Origin of the sequence: Caballeronia grimmiae (genome assembly GCF_022879615.1) — a bacterium.
In the GTDB taxonomy this organism is placed as follows: Bacteria; Pseudomonadota; Gammaproteobacteria; order Burkholderiales; family Burkholderiaceae; genus Caballeronia; species Caballeronia grimmiae.
This window is the reverse complement of the sequence record NZ_CP084273.1, coordinates 665,562-683,186: the sequence shown is the minus strand read 5'-3', so window position 1 is coordinate 683,186 and position 17,625 is coordinate 665,562. Positions and strand designations below refer to the sequence as shown.

Sequence of the window (17,625 nt, the reverse complement as noted above, 5' to 3'; positions counted from 1 at the left end):
TCAATGCGAGTTTCGACGCAGTGGCAGATCCCCTGCGGCCGCATCTGCGCGTTCATCGCATGCAATCGCATACCACAACACCCCGTGCGAATCGCAATGGACGCGCGCTTCATTGCGCGTCACGAGGAAGTTGAGGAATGCCATCGCCTCGCCGGTGGCGAGCGTATAGTGCATCAGGTCGTTGGAGTCGACGCTCTTTGCGAAGAGCGTACCGAACAGGTCGACCGCGCGCCTCGGCTCACATAGGCGCGCATGCAGCCGGCCGATCCCGCGCATCACGCCTTGCACGAGCCGCTCCAGCCTTTGGTGCAAGCCGATGAAGGGTTCGTTGTGCGCTGGCAGCACGAGCACGTCGGCGGGCAGGGATGCGTTCAGTTTCGCGATCGACTCGAGCCATTCGCCAAGGGGATCGGCATGCGGCTCGATCGGGTGAACCGACACGTTCGACGAGATGCGCGGCAAGACCTGATCTCCCGAGACCAGCACGCGAAGCGCCGGACAATAGAGGCAAGCGTGCTCAGGCGTATGTCCGCGACCGACGACGACCTGCCACTCGTTTTCGCCGATGCGCAAGCGCGCGCCGTCCTCGAGTCGCCGGAAGCTGTCCGGCAACGCATACACCATGCGCCCGGCGCGGCCATATTGCGTGCGGTATCGGCCAATCGCGGCTTCGTCCCATCCCGCCCGGCGATAGAAGCGGACACCGTCCGGCGGCGCCTCGCGGCCAACGTTCGCCACGTTCGACCGGCACGTCAGATACTCGACGCGCGTCATCCACAACGCGCAGCCGAAGCGTTGCGTCAGCCATCCCGCCATGCCGACATGGTCCGCATGCAGATGCGTGACGAGCACGCGCGTCACCGGGCGGCCGCCGAGCGGTCCTGCAAGCAGGGCCTCCCACTGCGCATCGGCGCCTGGCGCGAACAAGCCGGTATCGACGATCGCCCAGCCGTCGCCGTCTTCGATCGCCCAGACGTTGACATGCAGCAGCGAGCCCGGCAACGGCAGGCGCATCCACAGGACGCCGGGCGCAACTTCGAGCGCGCCGCCCGACGGCGGCGCTGCGTCGAACGGGTAGCGCAACGCGACGCCCGACGCGGGCGAAATCAGCGAATCGTCGGGGCTCATACGCACTCCAGGATTCGGCTACGGTCCGAAATCTCGCATGCCGTGAGCAAGATTTGAAAAAAAGGTTCCTCGCCGCGCTGCGTGAAGAACCGCAAGAAGGCCGGTGTCAACGGGGACGGAGCGGACACCGGCCAGACCACTCAAACGAAAGCGGCCACGCCGGTCAGCGCCCGCGCGATGATCAATTGCTGAATCTCGGTCGTGCCATCGGGAATCGGGATGATGATGGCCTCGCGCAGCAGGCGCTCGACGTTGAATTCCTTGGTGATGCCATTGCCGCCATGCAATTGCACCGCGTCGCGACATACCTTGACCGCCGCTTCGGTGGCAAATGCCTTCGCCATCGAGGCTTCGACGTCACAGCGCACGCCCGCATCGATCAATCCGAACACGCGCTGGCACATCAAACGCGAGGCGTCGAGCATGATCGCCATGTTCGCGATCTTCGCGGCGATCAACTGATGAGCGGCAATGACCTTGCCGAACTGCTTGCGCTCCTTGGAGTACGCGATGGAGTCCTCCAGCGCCGCGCGCATGATCCCGACCGACAGCGTGCCGACGTGCGCGCGCGCGTTCTCGAACACCTTCATCGTGTTGCGCAAGCCCTCGCCTTCCTCGCCGATCAGGTTCGTTGCCGGCACGCGGGCATCGGTAATGAAAATCTGCGCGGTCGATTGCGAGCCGAGCGCGATCTTCTCGATGTTGCGCGACTCGTACCCATGCTCCTTGCGGTCGATCAGAATGTGTGACAGCCCTTTCTCGCTGCGCACGGTGCAGATCAGCACGTCCGAATACACGCCGTTGGTGATCCACGTTTTCTCGCCGCTGATGATGAAGTGATCGCCGTCACGCACCGCACGCGTCTTCACCTCGGCCACGTTGGAACCGACGTCCGGCTCGCTGATGCAGATCGAGCCGAAGATCTTGCCGGCGAGCGCGTCCGGCATGTAACGTTCGCGCACTTCCGGGCGGGCGTTCGCGAGCATTGCCGTGAGACCCATGTTCAGCATCACGCACAACGCAATGTCGCATGAGCATGCGACCAGTTCTTCGAAAAGCATGCCTTGCGTGGTGAAGGACCATCCCATCCCGCCGTATTCGACAGGAATCGTGCAGCCCGGCAACCCGAATTCCGCGATGCGCTGCGTCAGTTCGCGCATCCTTTCCTTCGGAATGAAGCGGTCCCGGTATTCCCTCGCGATCGGCTTGATTTCGGCTTGCAGAAACTTGCGGAAGCTCTCGACCGCGAGGTTCTGGTCTTCGGTGGGCAATTGGTACGGCATGTCGTGTGTCCCCTGATTCGTTTGTCTGTTATGCGCGTCCGAAGATGCCGATATGGTCGATGCTCTCCTCGACCCCCCACAGGCCGCCGCCGTTGCCTTGAATTGCGAAGCGCGCGCCTTCTACTTGACGCGGGCCGCATGCGCCGCGCAACTGCTCGACGAGCTCGAAAATCTGCCCGAGTCCCGTCGCGCCGATGGGATGCCCCTTCGATTCCAGCCCGCCCGAAGGATTGATCGGCAGACGGCCGCCCAGCGCGCTATCGCCACGCTCGGCCATCACGCCGCTCTCGCCCGGCTTGCACAGCCCGAGGTTTTCGCACAGCGCGATTTCGCCGATAGCCGACGCATCGTGCAGTTCCGCGACGTTGATATTTTCCGGGCCGATGCCCGCTTCCTCATACGCGAGCTTCGCCGCGTGCACGGTGATGTGATTCGCGAGATCGTCGCCGGCGCGCTGCGATGCCGAACGCACGATGGTCGCCAGCACGCGCACGGCGCGGTTGCGGTCGAAGCCGTAGCGGCGCAGTGCGGAATCGGTGCAGATGATCGCAGCGGCCGCGCCATCGGAGATGGGCGAGCACATCGGCAACGTGAGCGGATAGGTGATGGGCGGCGACGCGAGAATTTCTTCGATCGTCATCGCCTTGCGGTACTGCGAGCGCTCGTTATGAACCGAATGCCCGTGATTCTTCGCCGATACCGCCGCGAACTGCCTTTGCGTGATGCCATGACGCGCCATCAACTGGCGACCGATGCCCGCATAGACATCCATGAAGATGCTGTACGGCTTGGTGGACGTGGCGCCCTCGGGCACGGTCACGCCCCGGCCCAGTTCGACCATCTGTGCGGCGTTCGCCTCGGCGGTTTCGACGTCCCACGCGGAATCGAAGACGGAGAACATGCGCGCCTTGTCGTGCGAGTACATCTTCTCTGCACCGACGGCCAGCACGACATCGGCCATGCCCGCGCGCAACTGCGTGACGGCGAGATGGAACGCGCTGCTCGCTGACGCGCAAGCGCTCTCGACGTTATGAATCGGGATGCCGCCGAACCCGAGCGGGATGAGCGAGACCTGACCGCGGATCATGTGCTGACCCTGCATGTGACCTTGCGTCGTGTTGCCGAAGTACGCGGCCTCGATCCACTTGCGATCGCAGCCCGAATCCTTCAGCGCGTCTTCGACGGCCCATGCGGTCAACTGCTTCACCGACTTGTCCAGATGCCGGCCAAACGGCGTCATCCCAACGCCGACGATGTAGATGTTTTCCATGTTCGCTCTGTGATTTTTCGAATGTTCTCAGCAACCCCTGAACTGCGGCTCCCGCTTTTCCGCGAACGCCCGCAGCCCTTCCTGGACGTCGTAGGAGCGCTGGTGATCGCGCAGTTCCAGCAACTCGTGACGCAGCGCATCGGCGGCGGATTTGTCGGGCGCTTCGCTCGCCACGCGTTTCATGCGGGCAAGGACGAGCGGGCTCTTCTTCGCGAACTTGTCGGCGAGCGCCTGTGCGCGCGGCTTGAGTTCGCCATCGGCGAGGACTTCGTTGACGAGGCCATAGCCCTTCAACTCGGCGGCGGTCATCGAATCGCCGGTGAAAAGCAGATAACGCGCGACGTTCGGCGGAACCTTCCGCGGCAGGATTGCCGCGCCGCCTGCACCGGGAAACACGCCGAAGTTCGAATGCGCGTCGCCGAGACGCGCGGATTCGGCGGCCAGCACGACATCGCAGGCCATCACGACTTCTAGCCCGCCCGCAAGCGCAAGACCGTTGACCGCAGCAATGACCGGCTTCGGGAAGGCGCGCAAGGTATCGAAAAATTCGACGATCAATTCGAGAAATTCACGTTTGTCCGGATGCGGCGGCTCCGCCGCTTCGATAAGATCGGCGCCCGCGCAGAACGCTCGGCCATTGCCGGTCAGCACGACCACGCGCACCGCGTCGTCATTGCGCCAGGCCTTCAGTTGCGCGGTCAGGCCCGCGGCCATTTCGCGGTTCAGACTGTTCATGGCGGCCGGACGGTCCATCGTCAGCCAGCCTACCGAGCCGATCAATGCTTGCGAAAAACTCATGTCCCCTCCGAGTGGTGTCAGACGTTCTTGATGACGTTGCGGTTGTGATAAGTTAGGTTCCCAGACCTCATTAATCACCCCTCGTTGTGAGGGGGGCACCAGGCGTCCGGATAAGACAAGGTTCGGGATAAGGATTGCTGACGGAGCGGTTCGCCCGCCGCTTCGCATGGACTGGATGACGCTTTGACCACGCCTTTCACGAGACAGCTCGTTTCCACCCGGTTTTCGCCGCCGCGTATCGGCGCCAGGCACGTCTCGCGTGCGGAGTTGCTCGCGCAACTGCAACGCATGCAGCATTGCCGTCTTGCGCTCGTGACGGGCAGCGCGGGCTATGGCAAGACCACCTTGCTCGCGCAATGGCGGCAGACATGCCTGAAAGCAGGCGCCGAAGTCGGCTGGCTTTCGCTCACGTCCGACGACAAGGGCTACGTCGATTTCTGCACCGCGCTCTTTTCGGCGATGCAGCGCAGCGGTCTTCCCGTCGAGATGGACCTGCCGCCTGAGGGCGCGAGCGCGGTCGCGATGGATACGTCGATCGGCGCGATTGTCGAAGCAGCGGTCGAGCTGCCGAAAGACCTGTATCTATTCATCGACGATTACCACTACGTCGAAGCCCCGCTCGCGCACAAGTTTCTGCAGAAGCTGCTGGACCACGGCCCGAGTAACCTGCATTTCGTGATCGCGTCGCGCACCGCGCCGCCACTCGGCCTGAGCCGGCTGCGGATGATGGACCAGATCGTCGAAGTGGATAGCGCCGGCCTGCCGTTCGATCTGGCGGAAACCCGCGCATTCGTCGATGAGAACCTCGGCCCCGGCAAGGTCAACGCCGACGAGCTGGCGCTGATTCACGAACTGACGGGCGGATGGCCGTCGTGCATTCAGTTGATCGTCATCATGCTGAAGAACCGTCCGCAAACGCGCGCCGTGCTCGACGATCTCGTGTGGCGCTCCAGCGATTTGCAGACCTATCTGAGCGAAGAGGTCATGGCGCATCTGCCGGCGGAACTCGCCGAGTTTGCCGAAGCACTGTCGATCTTCCGGCGCTTCAACGCTTCGCTGGCGCGCTTCGTCACGGGCGATCCGAATGCGGACGAGCTGCTCCGGCGCATGGAGGACGAAAACCTGCTGCTGATCCGCGTCGATCTCGACGACCGGCTGAGCTGGTTCCGCTTTCATCCGCTATTCGGCGAATTTCTCGCGACGCGGCTCGCGCGACGCGAACCGGGCGCCGTGCGCGAACTGCACCGGCGCGCGAGCCAGCGCTTCGCCGAACACGGCTTTCTCGCCGAAGCGGTGCGCCATGCAAGCGCCGCCGAGGACGTGGAATTCGCGGCGTCCGTGATCGAGCGCGCCGCGCCCGCCACCTGGAGCCTCGAATACCTGAGCCCGATGCTGCATCTGCTCGAGCAATTGCCCGAAGAGACCTTGCTGCGGCATCCGCGGCTACTGTTCTTCGCATGCCTCGCCGTTGCGATGACCACGCGGCCGGCCAAGGCGAGCGCGTGGCTGGCTCAACTGGAAGCGAGCGACCTCACGGCGCATCCGGAAATCGCACGCAGCCTGCCGATCATTCACGCGGCAATCGCGTTCCAGCACGACGATACGCAGCGCATGATCGAACTGCTCGAGCCGCATCGCGATGTGCCGCTCGAAAATCCGTTCCTGCAATACATGCTCGTCGCGGAGTTATGCGCGGCCTACAACGCCGCGGGCCGCTACGCCGATGCCCGCCGCCTCTTCGAGACCCAGCCGATTCCGCCCGCCGACGAGGACAACGACATGGCGCTCGTCGCGCAAGCGACGCTCGTCTCCGGCATGCTGATCGAAGGCAACATGCTCGAGACGGAGCATCTCGGTTCGGCGCTGCTGACGCGATCCGTGCACGCAGTGGGGCGGCATTCCATCAGCGCGAACATCTGCGCAAGCCTATTGGCCGATGCCTATTACGAGCTAGACCGCATCGACGATGCGCGCGAGACGATCGCCAATCGCCGGGGCCTGTTGCAATCGTCCGGGCCGGACATGCTGATCCGTGCTTCGCTGTGCCGCGTGCGGCTCGACCTGCTGCAGGAAAGCCTCGACGTGGCGCTGGCGTTCCTGCAGCGGCAAATCGCGCATCTGCGCAGCATGCGTCAGATGCGCGCCGTCGCGCACCTGCTGGCGGAACAGGTGAAGATGCTGCTGCTCAAGCGCGAACGCGCGCGCGCTCAGGAAGCGCTGGACTCGCTGGACAACCTCGCGCAGAGTCATCCCGCACGGCAAGGCTTCATGGGCGAGATCCCGGCGCTCGCCGCGCTCGCCCGCGCCCGCCTGTTGCACGATGAATCGCCAGAAGAAGCCTTGCGCGCGCTGCAGGCCGCGCGCAGCCACGCCGACGCCTTCGGCCGGGGCAGGCTGACGGCACAAAGCGACCTGCTCTCCGCTGTCGTCTATGCCGATCTGAAGCGCACCGACGACGCCATCGTCTGCCTGCTGCGCGCCATCGAAGCCGGGCAGCGGCTAGGACTCGTGCGGACGTTCCTCGACGAAGGCGCGCCCGCTGGCAAGCTCATCGCGCGCATGATGCGCGAGAAAAGACTGGATGGCCCCGCATTGAGATACGCGGCGGAACTGATCGAGAAGTTTCCGGAATCCGTCGTCGCCGATGGCCCCGCTTCGAGTTCGCGCCGCGTGTCCGCTTCGAAGCTGCAACCGATGCTGACGCCGCGCGAAGTCGAGATACTCGGTCTGGTCGCGCAGGCGATGTCGAACAAGCGCATTGCGCTGGCGCTCAACATCACGCTGGAAACGGTGAAGTGGAACCTGCGCAATATCTTCGCCAAGCTTGGTGTATCGAGCCGTTATGACGCGATGGTCTGGGCTCGCAAGCAGGAGCTTATCGAGTAGGCGTCCAGCGTGCGGCCGCGGTGCGCCTTAAGAATCGCTGCGGTGGCATCCGGCCAGTACTTGCGCTGCATCAGCGAGAACGGCGCCCTTCGGCACGGGCAGCCAGTTCGATTCCTTCACCGTCGACGAAGGCGTGCGGAAATTCCCGGCGATGTTCTTCCGCACCGTCCCGTTACACGTCGCCCCGGCGGCGAGGCGGCTGTCGTAGACGTTGACCATCGGCCAGGCGCAGAACCTCGCGTCGAGCGCAACGAGGCGCCCGTAGCTCTCCGTGACGTGCACCGCGTTGCCGGGGCCGGGCGGCGACGAGGGCATGCGGCGGCACGGTCCCGGTCGCATCGGCGTGAGCCACCGGCGGCTAACAGCGAAGAGCGCGGCAGGCCAAGGGACGGCGTGAGCGCGCTTGACTTCGGGGTTCGACACATCATGGCGGCGCCCGTTGCTCGCGCTCCGCATGGGCGTCAGCCGGGCCGTATCAGTTGACTGTTTCGATGTCGCCGGGCTTCCAGCTCTGGTCGAAATACGCCTGCGTCGGCCCGTACAGCCGCAGCATCGCGAAGAAGCCTTTGCCAGGAACGGTGCGCCGCCAGTTGCGCTCCTTGCCCGGCGGCGCGTCCGGTCCAAAGTACAGGTCGACCGATCCGTCCGCATTGCCCACCGGCTTGTCACGCGATCCGATGGACGGCAGCGGCTGTCCGTTGTCGAGACCCGAGGCGGTTTGCGTGTCGTACAGCGTGACAGACCAGAATATTGCCGCCGGGACATTCGGAGGCAAATGCAATCGATAGTTTCTTTCCCCGCTCAGGAAACGCCCGTCCGCGCTCTTGAATGTGGTCAGGAACCGCGCGCCCTGACCCGGCACGCTCGAACCCATCGCCGGGCTGGTGCCATAAACGATGCTGTACGCGGCAGTGCGTGCATCGAGATCGAGAAAGCGCCCGGCCTTGTCCGTCCACTCCCAGTCGGTCACGAAATTCCGTGTCGGCGTCACGTATTGCCGGTCACTGTAGATTAGTCCTCCGGGCCGCTTCGCGAGTTCCTCGTACATCATCGACCGGCTCATCTTGAATGCGGTGCGCGCGGCTGCATCGAGGATCGCGCGCGTATGCGCGTCCGGCTTGAACGGCTGTCCCTTGACGATGCCAATTGCCGCCATCATCCCGCGCCAGTCGGAATCGGCAGTGTCGAGCGGTTCGCTGTCGACGAAGCGCGCCAGCATGTCGAAGAAGCTGCCATCGGACGGGAAAAGCATGTCGACCGGCTTGCCCGATGCATCCGGAAAACGCATGGACGCGCCGGGCTTGCCGAGCGGGTAGATTCGCGTCTGTTCAATCAGTCCGACCGACGGCGCGAGATTCTCCGGGTCCGCGAAGAAAGCGCGCCAGAACGCCAGCACGCTGTTGGTGCGGCTGCGGTAGACGAAGTAGCCATCCGGCACCGCGCCCTGGTAGCCCGGCGGCAGCACGAGAAACTTGCCGCCCTTGCCACGGTCCGGGCCTGCAAACCCGACGTCGCCCGCATACTGTTTTCCATCGATGTCCGGGCCTTCGATCGGACGCTGCCAGAAATCGTTCAGGATGCCTTGTTGCTTCGGCGGAATTTCGAACACCATCGGACCGTCTCGTCCGAGGTCGATGTAGCCCATCGCATAAATGACGTCCGAGTTGGGCGTAGCGACGCGCGTGCGTGCATCGAGGCGCTTCTTCCACACGGGGAACACGTTGTAGCCCGCACCGAACACGCGTTCGGAGCTTTCCTTCATCGCGTACAAAATTTACCGCCGGCAGCGCCCACAAATAAACCTGCGTCGCGCGCTGGAACAGCAGTTCGTCCCTGAGCGCCGATGCCGCGCCCTTAGTCGGATAGCCCTCCGGGAACGGCAGGTCAGCAAGCGCGTCATACCGCGCGATGGGAGACTGCGCGTCGCTATCCGCAGGGCCGACGGTCGAAGAACAGCCGCTCACCAGCGTCGAAACGGTGACGCATCCGAGCAGCACGCGCGTCAAAGCGCGTCTGATCATGTGGCGACGATCCAATGTTTGCATGACTCCCCCTGCACTTGATTAATTGCTTCAACGCCCATCTCACAGCACCGCGCTCACGCCCCCGTCCACCGCGAGAATCTGCGCCGTGATGTGCTTGCCCGCGTCGCTCGCAAATAGCAGCGCGGCACCCTTCAGGTCTTCATCGTCGCCGAGGCGATGCAGGGGCACGCGCGCGCACATGCGATCGGCGCCCCAGTTGTCGAGCGAGCCCTGCGTCATCTTCGTCGGAAAGAAGCCGGGCGCGAGCGCGTTCACCGTGATGCCGTGCTCGCCCCATTCGGCAGCGAGCGTCCGGGTGAAGTTCACGAGCGCGCCCTTCGACGTGTTATAGGCGATGGTTTCCATCGTACCCGGCGCATTGCCCGCGAGGCCGTAAATCGACGCCACGTTGATGACACGGCCGTTGCGGCGGGGAATCATCGACAGCTTGCCGATGCGCTGCGTCAGCAGGAAGATACCCCGGATGTTCAGATTCATCACCTTGTCCCATGCGTCGACTGGGAAATCTTCCGCCGGCGCGCCCCACGCGGCACCGGCATTGTTCACGAGAATATCGACACGCGAAAATCGCACGAGTGTTTCGTCCGCGAGGCGCGCGATGTCTTGTTCGCGTGCGGCGTCGGCGGCGATCCAGTCGGCCTCGATGCCGCGCGATCGCAGGAGGGCCACCGCCTCCTCCAGTTCGCCGGTCTTGCGAGCCGAAAGCATCACCCGCGCGCCCTGTTCGCCGAGCGCTTCGGCGATTTGCAGCCCGAGTCCGCGCGAGCCTCCGGTAATGAGTGCGGTCTTGCCCTTCAGGTCGAACAGTTGCGATACGGTACGTGCTGTCATGCTCATCTCGTCCTGACTAGTTGAATTGGAATTCAAAACCACGCGTCCCGCATGTCGAGCAAGGTGCGATCGAGCGACGCGAGCAGATCGAACTGCGAGGAAACACGCGGCAGTTCCCAACGGAAGAAATAATCTGCCGCCGCAAGCTTGCCGCGATAGAACGCTTCGTCTTCCGTGCGGTCGGCGGCGATCGCACGCGAGAGCGCAGGGCGCGCGGCCACCGCCTGTTCCAGCCAGACCCACGCCATCACCACATGCCCGAATGCTTCGAGATACAGCGACGCATTCGCGAGCGTCAAGCCGGCGTTCGCCGCCGCCCACATTCGCTTCGTCACGCTCGTGAGCCGCGCCGCCGCGAGAGCCAGTTCGTGCGCGTTGCGCTGAAGATTGAACGCTGCCGATTCCTGCGCGCGCAATGCGGTCGAGCGCATCGCGTCTTCCAGCAACCGCAGCGCCGCGCCATCGTGCATGACGACCTTGCGTCCGAGCAGATCGAGCGCCTGGATGCCATGCGTGCCTTCGTGTATCGCGTTGAGGCGATTGTCGCGATAGAACTGCTCGACGTTGTATTCGCGCGTGTAGCCGTAGCCGCCGTGGACTTGAATGGCGAGGCTGTTGCCTTCGAGACACCACTGCGACGGCCAACTTTTCGCGATCGGCGTGAGGATGTCGAGCAGCAGCGAGGCGCGCTTGCGCGAGGCGTCTTCCTGTGCGCCGCGCGCCTCGTCGACGAGCTTCGCGCAGTAGAGATTCAGCGCCAGCGCGCCCTCCGCATAGCTCTTTTGCGCGAGCAGCATGCGGCGGATATCCGCGTGCTCCACGAGCTTGACCTGCGGACTCGCGGGGTCCTTGCCGCCCGGCCCGGCGCTGCGTCCCTGCGGCCGGTTGCGCGCGTAGTCGAGCGCATGCAGATAGCCGGTGTAACCGAGCATCGACGCTGCAAGGCCGACGCCGATGCGCGCCTCGTTCATCATGTGGAACATGCACGCAAGACCCTGCCCCGGCTCGCCGACGAGATAGCCGACCGCCCCGGCCTGCCCGCCCGGGCGGTACTGCGTGCCTTCGCCGAAGTTCAAGAGGCAATTGGTCGTGCCACGATGGCCCATCTTGTGATTGAGACCCGCGAGCACGACGTCGTTATGCTCACCGAGTGAGCCGTCGTCATTGATCAGAACCTTCGGCACGACGAAGAGCGAGATGCCCTTGACGCCCGGCGGCAGCTTGCCGTCGCTGCCCGGAATCTTCGCGAGCACGAGATGCACGATGTTGTCGGAAAGCTCATGCTCGCCGCCCGAAATCCACATCTTGTTGCCGCGCAGGCGATACTGCCCGCCGAGCGGCGAGTCGCCCTCGTACTCCGCGCGCGTCGCGATATCCGATAGAGACGATCCCGCCTGCGGCTCGGACAGGCACATCGTTCCAAAAAACCGCCCCTCGAATTCCGGCCGCACGAACGCGTCGATTTGAGCAGACGTACCGTGGGCGAGCAGCAGGTTGGCGTTGCCGATGGTCAGGAACGGATAATTGGCCGTCGCGACATTCGCGGCCATGAAGTACGCGAAGCCCGCCTTCTCCACGACGAGCGGCAACTGCATGCCGCCGAGTTCGTAATCCTGCCCCGCCGCCATCAGCCCGGCGGCGCAGAACGCATCGAGTGCGGCCTTCACCTCGGGAATGACATGCACGGTCTTGCCGTCGAAGTGCGGCTCCTGCTGGTCGTTCTTCTTGTTGTGCGTCGCGAACAGATCGGTTGCGATCTTCTCGCAGGTATCGAGCGCCGCGTCGAACGTCTCGCGCGAGTGGTCCGCGTAGCGAGGCATAGCGGTCATCGTCTCGACCTTCAGCCACTCGTAAAGGAGAAAGTTCAGGTCTCGCCGGGAAAGGATCAGGGACATGCCGCACTCCCTCTCAAAGCACTTCGAAGAGGCCCGCGGCGCCCTGCCCGCCGCCGATGCACATCGTCACGACGACATGCTTCACGCCGCGCCGCTTCCCTTCGATCAGCGCATGTCCGACAAGACGCGCACCCGATACGCCGTACGGATGCCCGACCGCGATCGCGCCACCGTTCACGTTGAGCCGGTCCATCGGGATGCCGAGCGTATCGGCGCAATACAGCACTTGCACGGCAAACGCTTCGTTCAGTTCCCACAAGCCGATGTCATCGACGGTGAGACCCGCTTTCTTCAGCAGCTTGGGCACCGCGAACACGGGACCGATGCCCATCTCATCCGGCTCGCAGCCGGTCACGGCGAAGCCGCGAAACACGCCGAGCGGCTGCAAGCCCTTGGCGGCAGCCGTGCGCGCGTTCATCACGACAGCCGCCGACGCACCGTCCGAGAACTGCGACGCATTGCCCGCCGAAATGACGCCGCCCGCGAACGCGGTGCGAATCTTCGAGACGCCTTCGAGCGTGGTATCGGCGCGTATGCCTTCATCCGCGGCGATCGTGACCTCGCGCGTGACGATCTGGCCAGTAGCCGTGTCGGTGATGCCCGCGAGCACGGTCATCGGCACGATTTCCTGATCGAAACGTCCCGCCGCGTGCGCCGCCGCCGCGCGCTGCTGGCTGCGCACGCCGTACTCGTCCTGGCGCTCCTTCGATACCCCGTAACGCTTCGCGACCTGCTCGGCGGTTTGCAACATGCTCCAGTAGATCTCCGGCTTCTGCCTGACAAGCCACGGATCGGCAGCGAAGGTCTGGTTCATCTGCCGCTGCGTCCATGAGATGCTCTCGACGCCGCCCGCCACGAACACATCGCCTTCCCCGGCAATCACCCGCTGCGCCGCCATCGCAATGGCCTGAAGGCCGGACGAGCAGAATCGGTTCACGGTCGCGCCCGGCACATTGACCGGACACCCTGCGCGCAACGCAATCTGCCGCGCGATGTTGCCGCCCGTCGCGCCTTCCGGGTTCGCACAGCCGATCAGCACGTCCTCCACCTCGCCCGCTTCGATGCCCGCGCGCGCGATGGCGTGCTGCACCACGTGTCCGCCGAGGGACGCGCCATGCGTCATGTTGAACGCACCCTTCCAGCTTTTCGCGAGCGCGGTGCGCGCGGTCGATACGATTACTGCGTCAGTCATGTCGTGTGTCCCCTCTGCCGTTCTGGTGGAAAGCGCCGCGCGCGTCAGTCGTTGAAGCCCTTGCCGTCGCTTGCCAGTTGTTCTAGCGAGCGGGCGATGCGCCACGCGTGCCCCTGATAGCCCTTCGCATAGCGGCGCATGGCCTGCGCGACGTTGAAGAGTCCGACCTGATCCGCATAGAGCATCGGGCCGCCGCGAAACTTGGGAAAGCCGTAGCCATTGAGATAGACCATGTCGATGTCCGACGCCTTCGACGCGATGCCTTCTTCGAGAATCAGCGCGCCCTCGTTGACGAGCGCATAGACCAGCCGTTCGACGATTTCGGCGTCGCTGATCTTGCGGCGTGTGATGCCAAGCTCGCCGGAATGGCGCACGATCATGTCGTTGACGACCGCGCTCGGATACGCCTTGCGATCGCCGGCTTTGTAGTCGTACCAGCCCGCGCCCGCCTTTTGGCCGAGGCGTCCCATCTCGCACAGCAAGTCGCCGGTCTTCGAATAGTTGAACTCCGGCCGCTCGACCGCGCGCCGCTTGCGAATGGCCCATGCGATATCGTTGCCGGCCATGTCGATCATGCGGAACGGGCCCATCGCGAAGCCGAACTTCTCTATCGCGCGATCCACCTGTTCCGGCAGCGCGCCTTCATCGAGCAGAAAGCCCGCCTGACGGCTGTACTGCTCCAGCATTCGATTGCCGATAAAACCATCGCACACACCGGACACCGCGGCGACCTTGCCGATCTTCTTTGCAAGCTGCATCACGGTGGCGAGCACGTCGTGGGACGTCTTCTCACCGCGCACGACTTCGAGCAGCTTCATCACGTTGGCCGGGCTGAAGAAATGCAGGCCGACCACGTCTTGCGGCCGCCGCGTAAACGATGCGATGCGGTTTACGTCGAGCGTCGATGTGTTCGATGCGAGGATCGCGCCCGGCTTCATCACTTCGTCGAGCGTGCGGAACACCGTTTCCTTCACGCTGAAGTCTTCGAAAACCGCTTCGATCACGAGATCGGCGTTCTTGATCTCGTTGTACGACAGTGTGGTCGACAGAAGCCCCATGCGCGTTTCGACCGCTTCCTGACTGAGCTTGCCTTTCTTCGCGGTGTTCTCGTAGTTGCGGCGGATGGTTGCGACGCCGCGCTCCAGCGCGTCGCCTTTCGTTTCGAGCACGGTGACGGGAATGCCCGCGTTCAAGAAAGTCATTGCGATACCGCCGCCCATCGTGCCCGCACCGATGATCGCGACCTTGGCGATGTTGCGTGCGGGGGTATCGGCGGGTACGTCGGGAATCCGGCTCGCGGCGCGCTCGCCGAGGAACGCGTGACGCAGCGCGCGTGCTTCGGACGTGCCGAGCAGTTCCATGAACCGGCGGCGTTCTTCGCGCAGGCCTTCTTCGAACGGCTTGAGCGATGCGGCGACCGCTTCCACGCATTGCAGCGGCGCGGGGAACGGTCCCGCGCTTGCCGCGACTGTCGTGCGCGCGAAGCCGAGATAGGCTTCGGCGCTCTGGTGACGGACCGCGAGATCGCGAACTTTCGGATGCGATGCCGACGCGCGCGCGGCACGGCGCGCGAAACCGGTCGCGGCTTCGAGCACGTCGCCGTCGACGAGTTCGTCGAAGAGGCGCGCATCGGCGAGCTTCCCGGCGAGCACCGTCTTGCCCGACACGATCATGTTCAACGCCGCTTCCAGGCCGATCACGCGCGGCATACGCTGCGTGCCGCCCGCGCCCGGCAGCAAGCCGAGATTGACTTCCGGCAACGCGATCTGCGTGCCCTTCGCCGCGATCCGATAGTGACAGCCCAGCGCGAGTTCGAGGCCGCCGCCCATCGCGACGCCATGCATCGCCGCGACGACCGGCTTGCCCGACGCCTCGATCGTCGCGATGACCGCATGAAGGCTCGGCTCCTGGAAGGCTTTCGGCGTGCCGAATTCACGAATGTCTGCGCCGCCCGAGAATGCCCTTCCCGAGCCGGTCAGCACGATTGCCTGCACTGATGAGTCGTCGAGCGCGCGTGTCATGCACTCCACGATGCCGACGCGCGTGCGATGGCCCAGGCCATTGACAGGAGGATTGTCCAACGTGATGACGGCTACTGCGTCACGGACCTGATAGTGCGCTGTCATGCGGGTTCCTTGTATGTCTCGATATGGTCGTCGGCGCGGCGAACCGGCGCAAGCGAGCAACACGCGCCTCGTGCCTGCGCGAACTGCCCGCCTGAATATGTATCAGGTTAAACACCTTTGCCCGCCCCCTTCCCCCTCGTTAGGAGGGGGACGTGCCCGCTACGGCCCATCCTATTCTGCCGAGGCAGGCCGGCGCGACGGCGCTTTTCGCAGGCTCTTGCAACGCAACGCCGGCCCACATGTTCGCGCCGCGACATCCGTAGATATCCCAACTTTTCAGGTGAAGCGACATGACTTATCACGCGCCCATCAAGGACATGATGTTCGTGATGACCCGGCTCGCCGGACTCGACCGTATCGCCAGCCTGCCCGGCTGCGAGGAGGTGACGCGCGAGACGGCGCAGGCGGTCCTCGAGGAAGGCGCGAAGTTTTGCGGCCATGTGCTTGCACCGCTGAACGCCGCCGGCGACCGCCATCCGGCCACTTACGCGAATGGCGACGTCACGGCGAGTCCCGGCTTCGAGCAGGCGTTCCGGCAGTTCGTCGAAGGCGGGTGGCAAGGGCTGGTTCATCCGTCGGAGTTCGGCGGACAGGCGCTTCCGAAGCTCCTCGCCACGCCGTGGCTCGAAATGATGAAGGCGGCCAATCTGTCGTTCGCCACGTGCCCGTCGCTGACCGATGGCGCCATCGAAGCCATCCTGCTCGCGGGATCGGAGGAACAGAAGCGGCGCTATCTGCCGAAGCTGATCGCGGGCGAATGGACCGGCACGATGAACCTGACCGAGCCGCAAGCCGGCTCCGATCTGGCGATGCTGCGCGCCCGCGCCGAGCCACAGGACGACGGCACGTACCGGGTTTTCGGCACCAAGATTTTCATCACCTGGGGCGAACACCGGATGACGAAGAACATCGTGCATCTGGTGCTCGCACGCCTGCCCGATGCGCCGGCTGGCGTGAAGGGAATCTCGCTCTTCATCGTGCCGAAGTTTCTCGTCAACGAAGACGGTTCGCCCGGGCCGCGCAACGACGTGCACTGCCTGTCGATCGAGCACAAGCTCGGTCTGAAGGCGAGTCCGACAGCCGTGTTGCAGTTCGGCGACAACGGCGGCGCGACGGGCTACCTCATCGGCGAGGCGAACCGGGGGCTCGAATACATGTTCGTGATGATGAACGCGGCGCGCTTTTCCGTCGGCGTGCAAGGCATTGGGATCGCGGAGCGGGCGTATCAGAAGGCCGCCGCCTATGCGAAGGAGCGCGTGCAGGGCCGCGCGGTCGATGGTTCGTCGGACGCAGCCGTGCCGATCATCCGTCATCCGGACGTGAAGCGGATGCTCGCGACGATGCGTTCGCTGACCGAAAGCGCCCGCGCCCTGTCGTACGTCGCGGCGTCGCATAGCGATCTGGCGCATCGCCATCCCGATCCGGCGGTGAGCGCGCAGCATCGCGGCACCTACGAATATCTCGTGCCCATCGTGAAAGGCTGGAGCACGGAGCTGGCGGTCGAAGTCGCGAGCCTTGGCGTGCAGGTGCATGGCGGGATGGGGTTCATCGAAGAGACCGGCGCGGCGCAGTATTACCGCGATGCCCGCATTCTGCCAATCTACGAAGGCACCACCGCCATCCAGGCCAATGATCTGATCGGCCGCAAAACGGTGCGCGACGACGGCGCGGTGGCGTACGGACTGCTCGCGGGCATCGACAGGACACTCGGCGAACTCGAAGCGCACGCCGGTTACGGAAAGAACCCGGCGTTCGCTGCGCTGCGCGTGCATCTCGCGGCTGGCCGCGCTTCAATGGCCAAGGTGATCGAATTCATGCTCGCGCATTTCCGCTCCGATCCGAACGCGGCCTTTGCCGGCGGTGTGCCGTATCTGAAGCTTGCGGGGATCGTGCTGGGCGGCTGGCAGATGGCGCGGGCATTGTTGGCGGTGTCCGATCAGGAAGCGGACGATCCCGCGTTCCATCGCGCAAAGGTGGCAATGACGCACTTCTACGCGACGCATATTCTGCCGCGAGCCGCTGCGCTCGAAGCGGCGATACTGGGAGCGAGCGGCGCGGAAGGCGTGCTGGCGTTGCCGGATGAGAGCTTTTGAGAGCAACGGTCGCTGCTCTTCAACGCGGCAAAGGCAAGAGCAGCCGCTACGCTTGACGCGGGCGCTGCTGTAACAGAT

12 protein-coding genes are annotated in these 17,625 nt (G+C 64.3%); 2 read left to right on the top strand and 10 right to left on the bottom strand.

The window, feature by feature from the left end; genetic code table 11:
- The 4 genes from LDZ21_RS22375 to LDZ21_RS22360 all read right to left on the bottom strand — a co-directional run bounded on the left by LDZ21_RS22375 (position 1) and on the right by LDZ21_RS22360 (position 4,479).
- Positions 1-1,128, bottom strand: a complete 1,128-nt coding sequence (locus LDZ21_RS22375) for an MBL fold metallo-hydrolase (protein ID WP_244796168.1) — start codon at positions 1,126-1,128, stop codon at positions 1-3.
- A 140-nt stretch (positions 1,129-1,268) separates the two neighbouring features.
- Entirely contained in the window at positions 1,269-2,411 is a 1,143-nt protein-coding gene (locus LDZ21_RS22370) for an acyl-CoA dehydrogenase family protein (RefSeq protein WP_244796167.1), read from the bottom strand.
- 28 nt (positions 2,412-2,439) lie between these two features.
- A complete protein-coding gene (locus tag LDZ21_RS22365; RefSeq protein WP_244796166.1) occupies positions 2,440-3,681 on the bottom strand; it encodes a thiolase family protein in 1,242 nt (413 codons plus the stop codon).
- Positions 3,682-3,708: 27 nt separating this feature from the next.
- Positions 3,709-4,479 (bottom strand): enoyl-CoA hydratase/isomerase family protein, encoded by a 771-nt coding sequence (locus LDZ21_RS22360; RefSeq protein ID WP_244796165.1) that lies wholly within the window; start codon positions 4,477-4,479, stop codon positions 3,709-3,711.
- Between the two features lie 183 nt (positions 4,480-4,662).
- Between LDZ21_RS22360 and LDZ21_RS22355 the strand changes: the two genes are divergently transcribed.
- Positions 4,663-7,365 carry a winged helix-turn-helix domain-containing protein gene (locus tag LDZ21_RS22355; RefSeq protein WP_244796164.1) on the top strand — a complete coding sequence of 901 codons (2,703 nt, stop codon included), beginning with the start codon at positions 4,663-4,665 and terminating at the stop codon, positions 7,363-7,365.
- 27 nt (positions 7,366-7,392) lie between these two features.
- Here the strand turns inward: LDZ21_RS22355 and LDZ21_RS22350 are convergent, their stop codons facing one another.
- The 6 genes from LDZ21_RS22350 to LDZ21_RS22325 all read right to left on the bottom strand — a co-directional run bounded on the left by LDZ21_RS22350 (position 7,393) and on the right by LDZ21_RS22325 (position 15,454).
- Positions 7,393-7,680 carry a hypothetical protein gene (locus tag LDZ21_RS22350; protein WP_244796163.1) on the bottom strand — a complete coding sequence of 96 codons (288 nt, stop codon included), beginning with the start codon at positions 7,678-7,680 and terminating at the stop codon, positions 7,393-7,395.
- Positions 7,681-7,840: 160 nt separating this feature from the next.
- A complete protein-coding gene (locus LDZ21_RS22345) occupies positions 7,841-9,127 on the bottom strand; it encodes a DUF1254 domain-containing protein (RefSeq protein ID WP_244796162.1) in 1,287 nt (428 codons plus the stop codon).
- A 322-nt stretch (positions 9,128-9,449) separates the two neighbouring features.
- Complete coding sequence (locus LDZ21_RS22340) at positions 9,450-10,241, bottom strand: SDR family oxidoreductase (protein WP_244796161.1); 792 nt, start codon at positions 10,239-10,241, stop codon at positions 9,450-9,452.
- 32 nt (positions 10,242-10,273) lie between these two features.
- Positions 10,274-12,136: an acyl-CoA dehydrogenase gene (locus tag LDZ21_RS22335; RefSeq protein ID WP_244796160.1), complete on the bottom strand. Its 1,863-nt coding sequence runs from the start codon at positions 12,134-12,136 to the stop codon at positions 10,274-10,276.
- 13 nt (positions 12,137-12,149) lie between these two features.
- Positions 12,150-13,328, bottom strand: a complete 1,179-nt coding sequence (locus tag LDZ21_RS22330) for an acetyl-CoA C-acyltransferase (RefSeq protein ID WP_244796159.1) — start codon at positions 13,326-13,328, stop codon at positions 12,150-12,152.
- 44 nt (positions 13,329-13,372) lie between these two features.
- A complete protein-coding gene (locus LDZ21_RS22325) occupies positions 13,373-15,454 on the bottom strand; it encodes a 3-hydroxyacyl-CoA dehydrogenase NAD-binding domain-containing protein (RefSeq protein ID WP_244796158.1) in 2,082 nt (693 codons plus the stop codon).
- Positions 15,455-15,744: 290 nt separating this feature from the next.
- On the opposite strand from LDZ21_RS22325, the gene LDZ21_RS22320 reads away from it, so the two are divergent.
- Entirely contained in the window at positions 15,745-17,547 is a 1,803-nt protein-coding gene (locus LDZ21_RS22320; protein ID WP_244796157.1) for an acyl-CoA dehydrogenase, read from the top strand.
- Positions 17,548-17,625: the final 78 nt, after the last annotated feature.

Bases quoted from the DNA above. Each gene is read 5' to 3' on its own strand.
- LDZ21_RS22375 (WP_244796168.1), bottom strand. From the start codon at position 1,128: ATGAGCCCCGACGATTCGCTGATTTCGCCCGCGTCGGGCGTCGCGTTG.
- LDZ21_RS22370 (WP_244796167.1), bottom strand. From the start codon at position 2,411: ATGCCGTACCAATTGCCCACCGAAGACCAGAACCTCGCGGTCGAGAGC.
- LDZ21_RS22365 (WP_244796166.1), bottom strand. From the start codon at position 3,681: ATGGAAAACATCTACATCGTCGGCGTTGGGATGACGCCGTTTGGCCGG.
- LDZ21_RS22360 (WP_244796165.1), bottom strand. From the start codon at position 4,479: ATGAGTTTTTCGCAAGCATTGATCGGCTCGGTAGGCTGGCTGACGATG.
- LDZ21_RS22350 (WP_244796163.1), bottom strand. From the start codon at position 7,680: ATGCCCTCGTCGCCGCCCGGCCCCGGCAACGCGGTGCACGTCACGGAG.
- LDZ21_RS22345 (WP_244796162.1), bottom strand. From the start codon at position 9,127: ATGAAGGAAAGCTCCGAACGCGTGTTCGGTGCGGGCTACAACGTGTTC.
- LDZ21_RS22340 (WP_244796161.1), bottom strand. From the start codon at position 10,241: ATGACAGCACGTACCGTATCGCAACTGTTCGACCTGAAGGGCAAGACC.
- LDZ21_RS22335 (WP_244796160.1), bottom strand. From the start codon at position 12,136: ATGTCCCTGATCCTTTCCCGGCGAGACCTGAACTTTCTCCTTTACGAG.
- LDZ21_RS22330 (WP_244796159.1), bottom strand. From the start codon at position 13,328: ATGACTGACGCAGTAATCGTATCGACCGCGCGCACCGCGCTCGCGAAA.
- LDZ21_RS22325 (WP_244796158.1), bottom strand. From the start codon at position 15,454: ATGACAGCGCACTATCAGGTCCGTGACGCAGTAGCCGTCATCACGTTG.
- LDZ21_RS22320 (WP_244796157.1), top strand. From the start codon at position 15,745: ATGACTTATCACGCGCCCATCAAGGACATGATGTTCGTGATGACCCGG.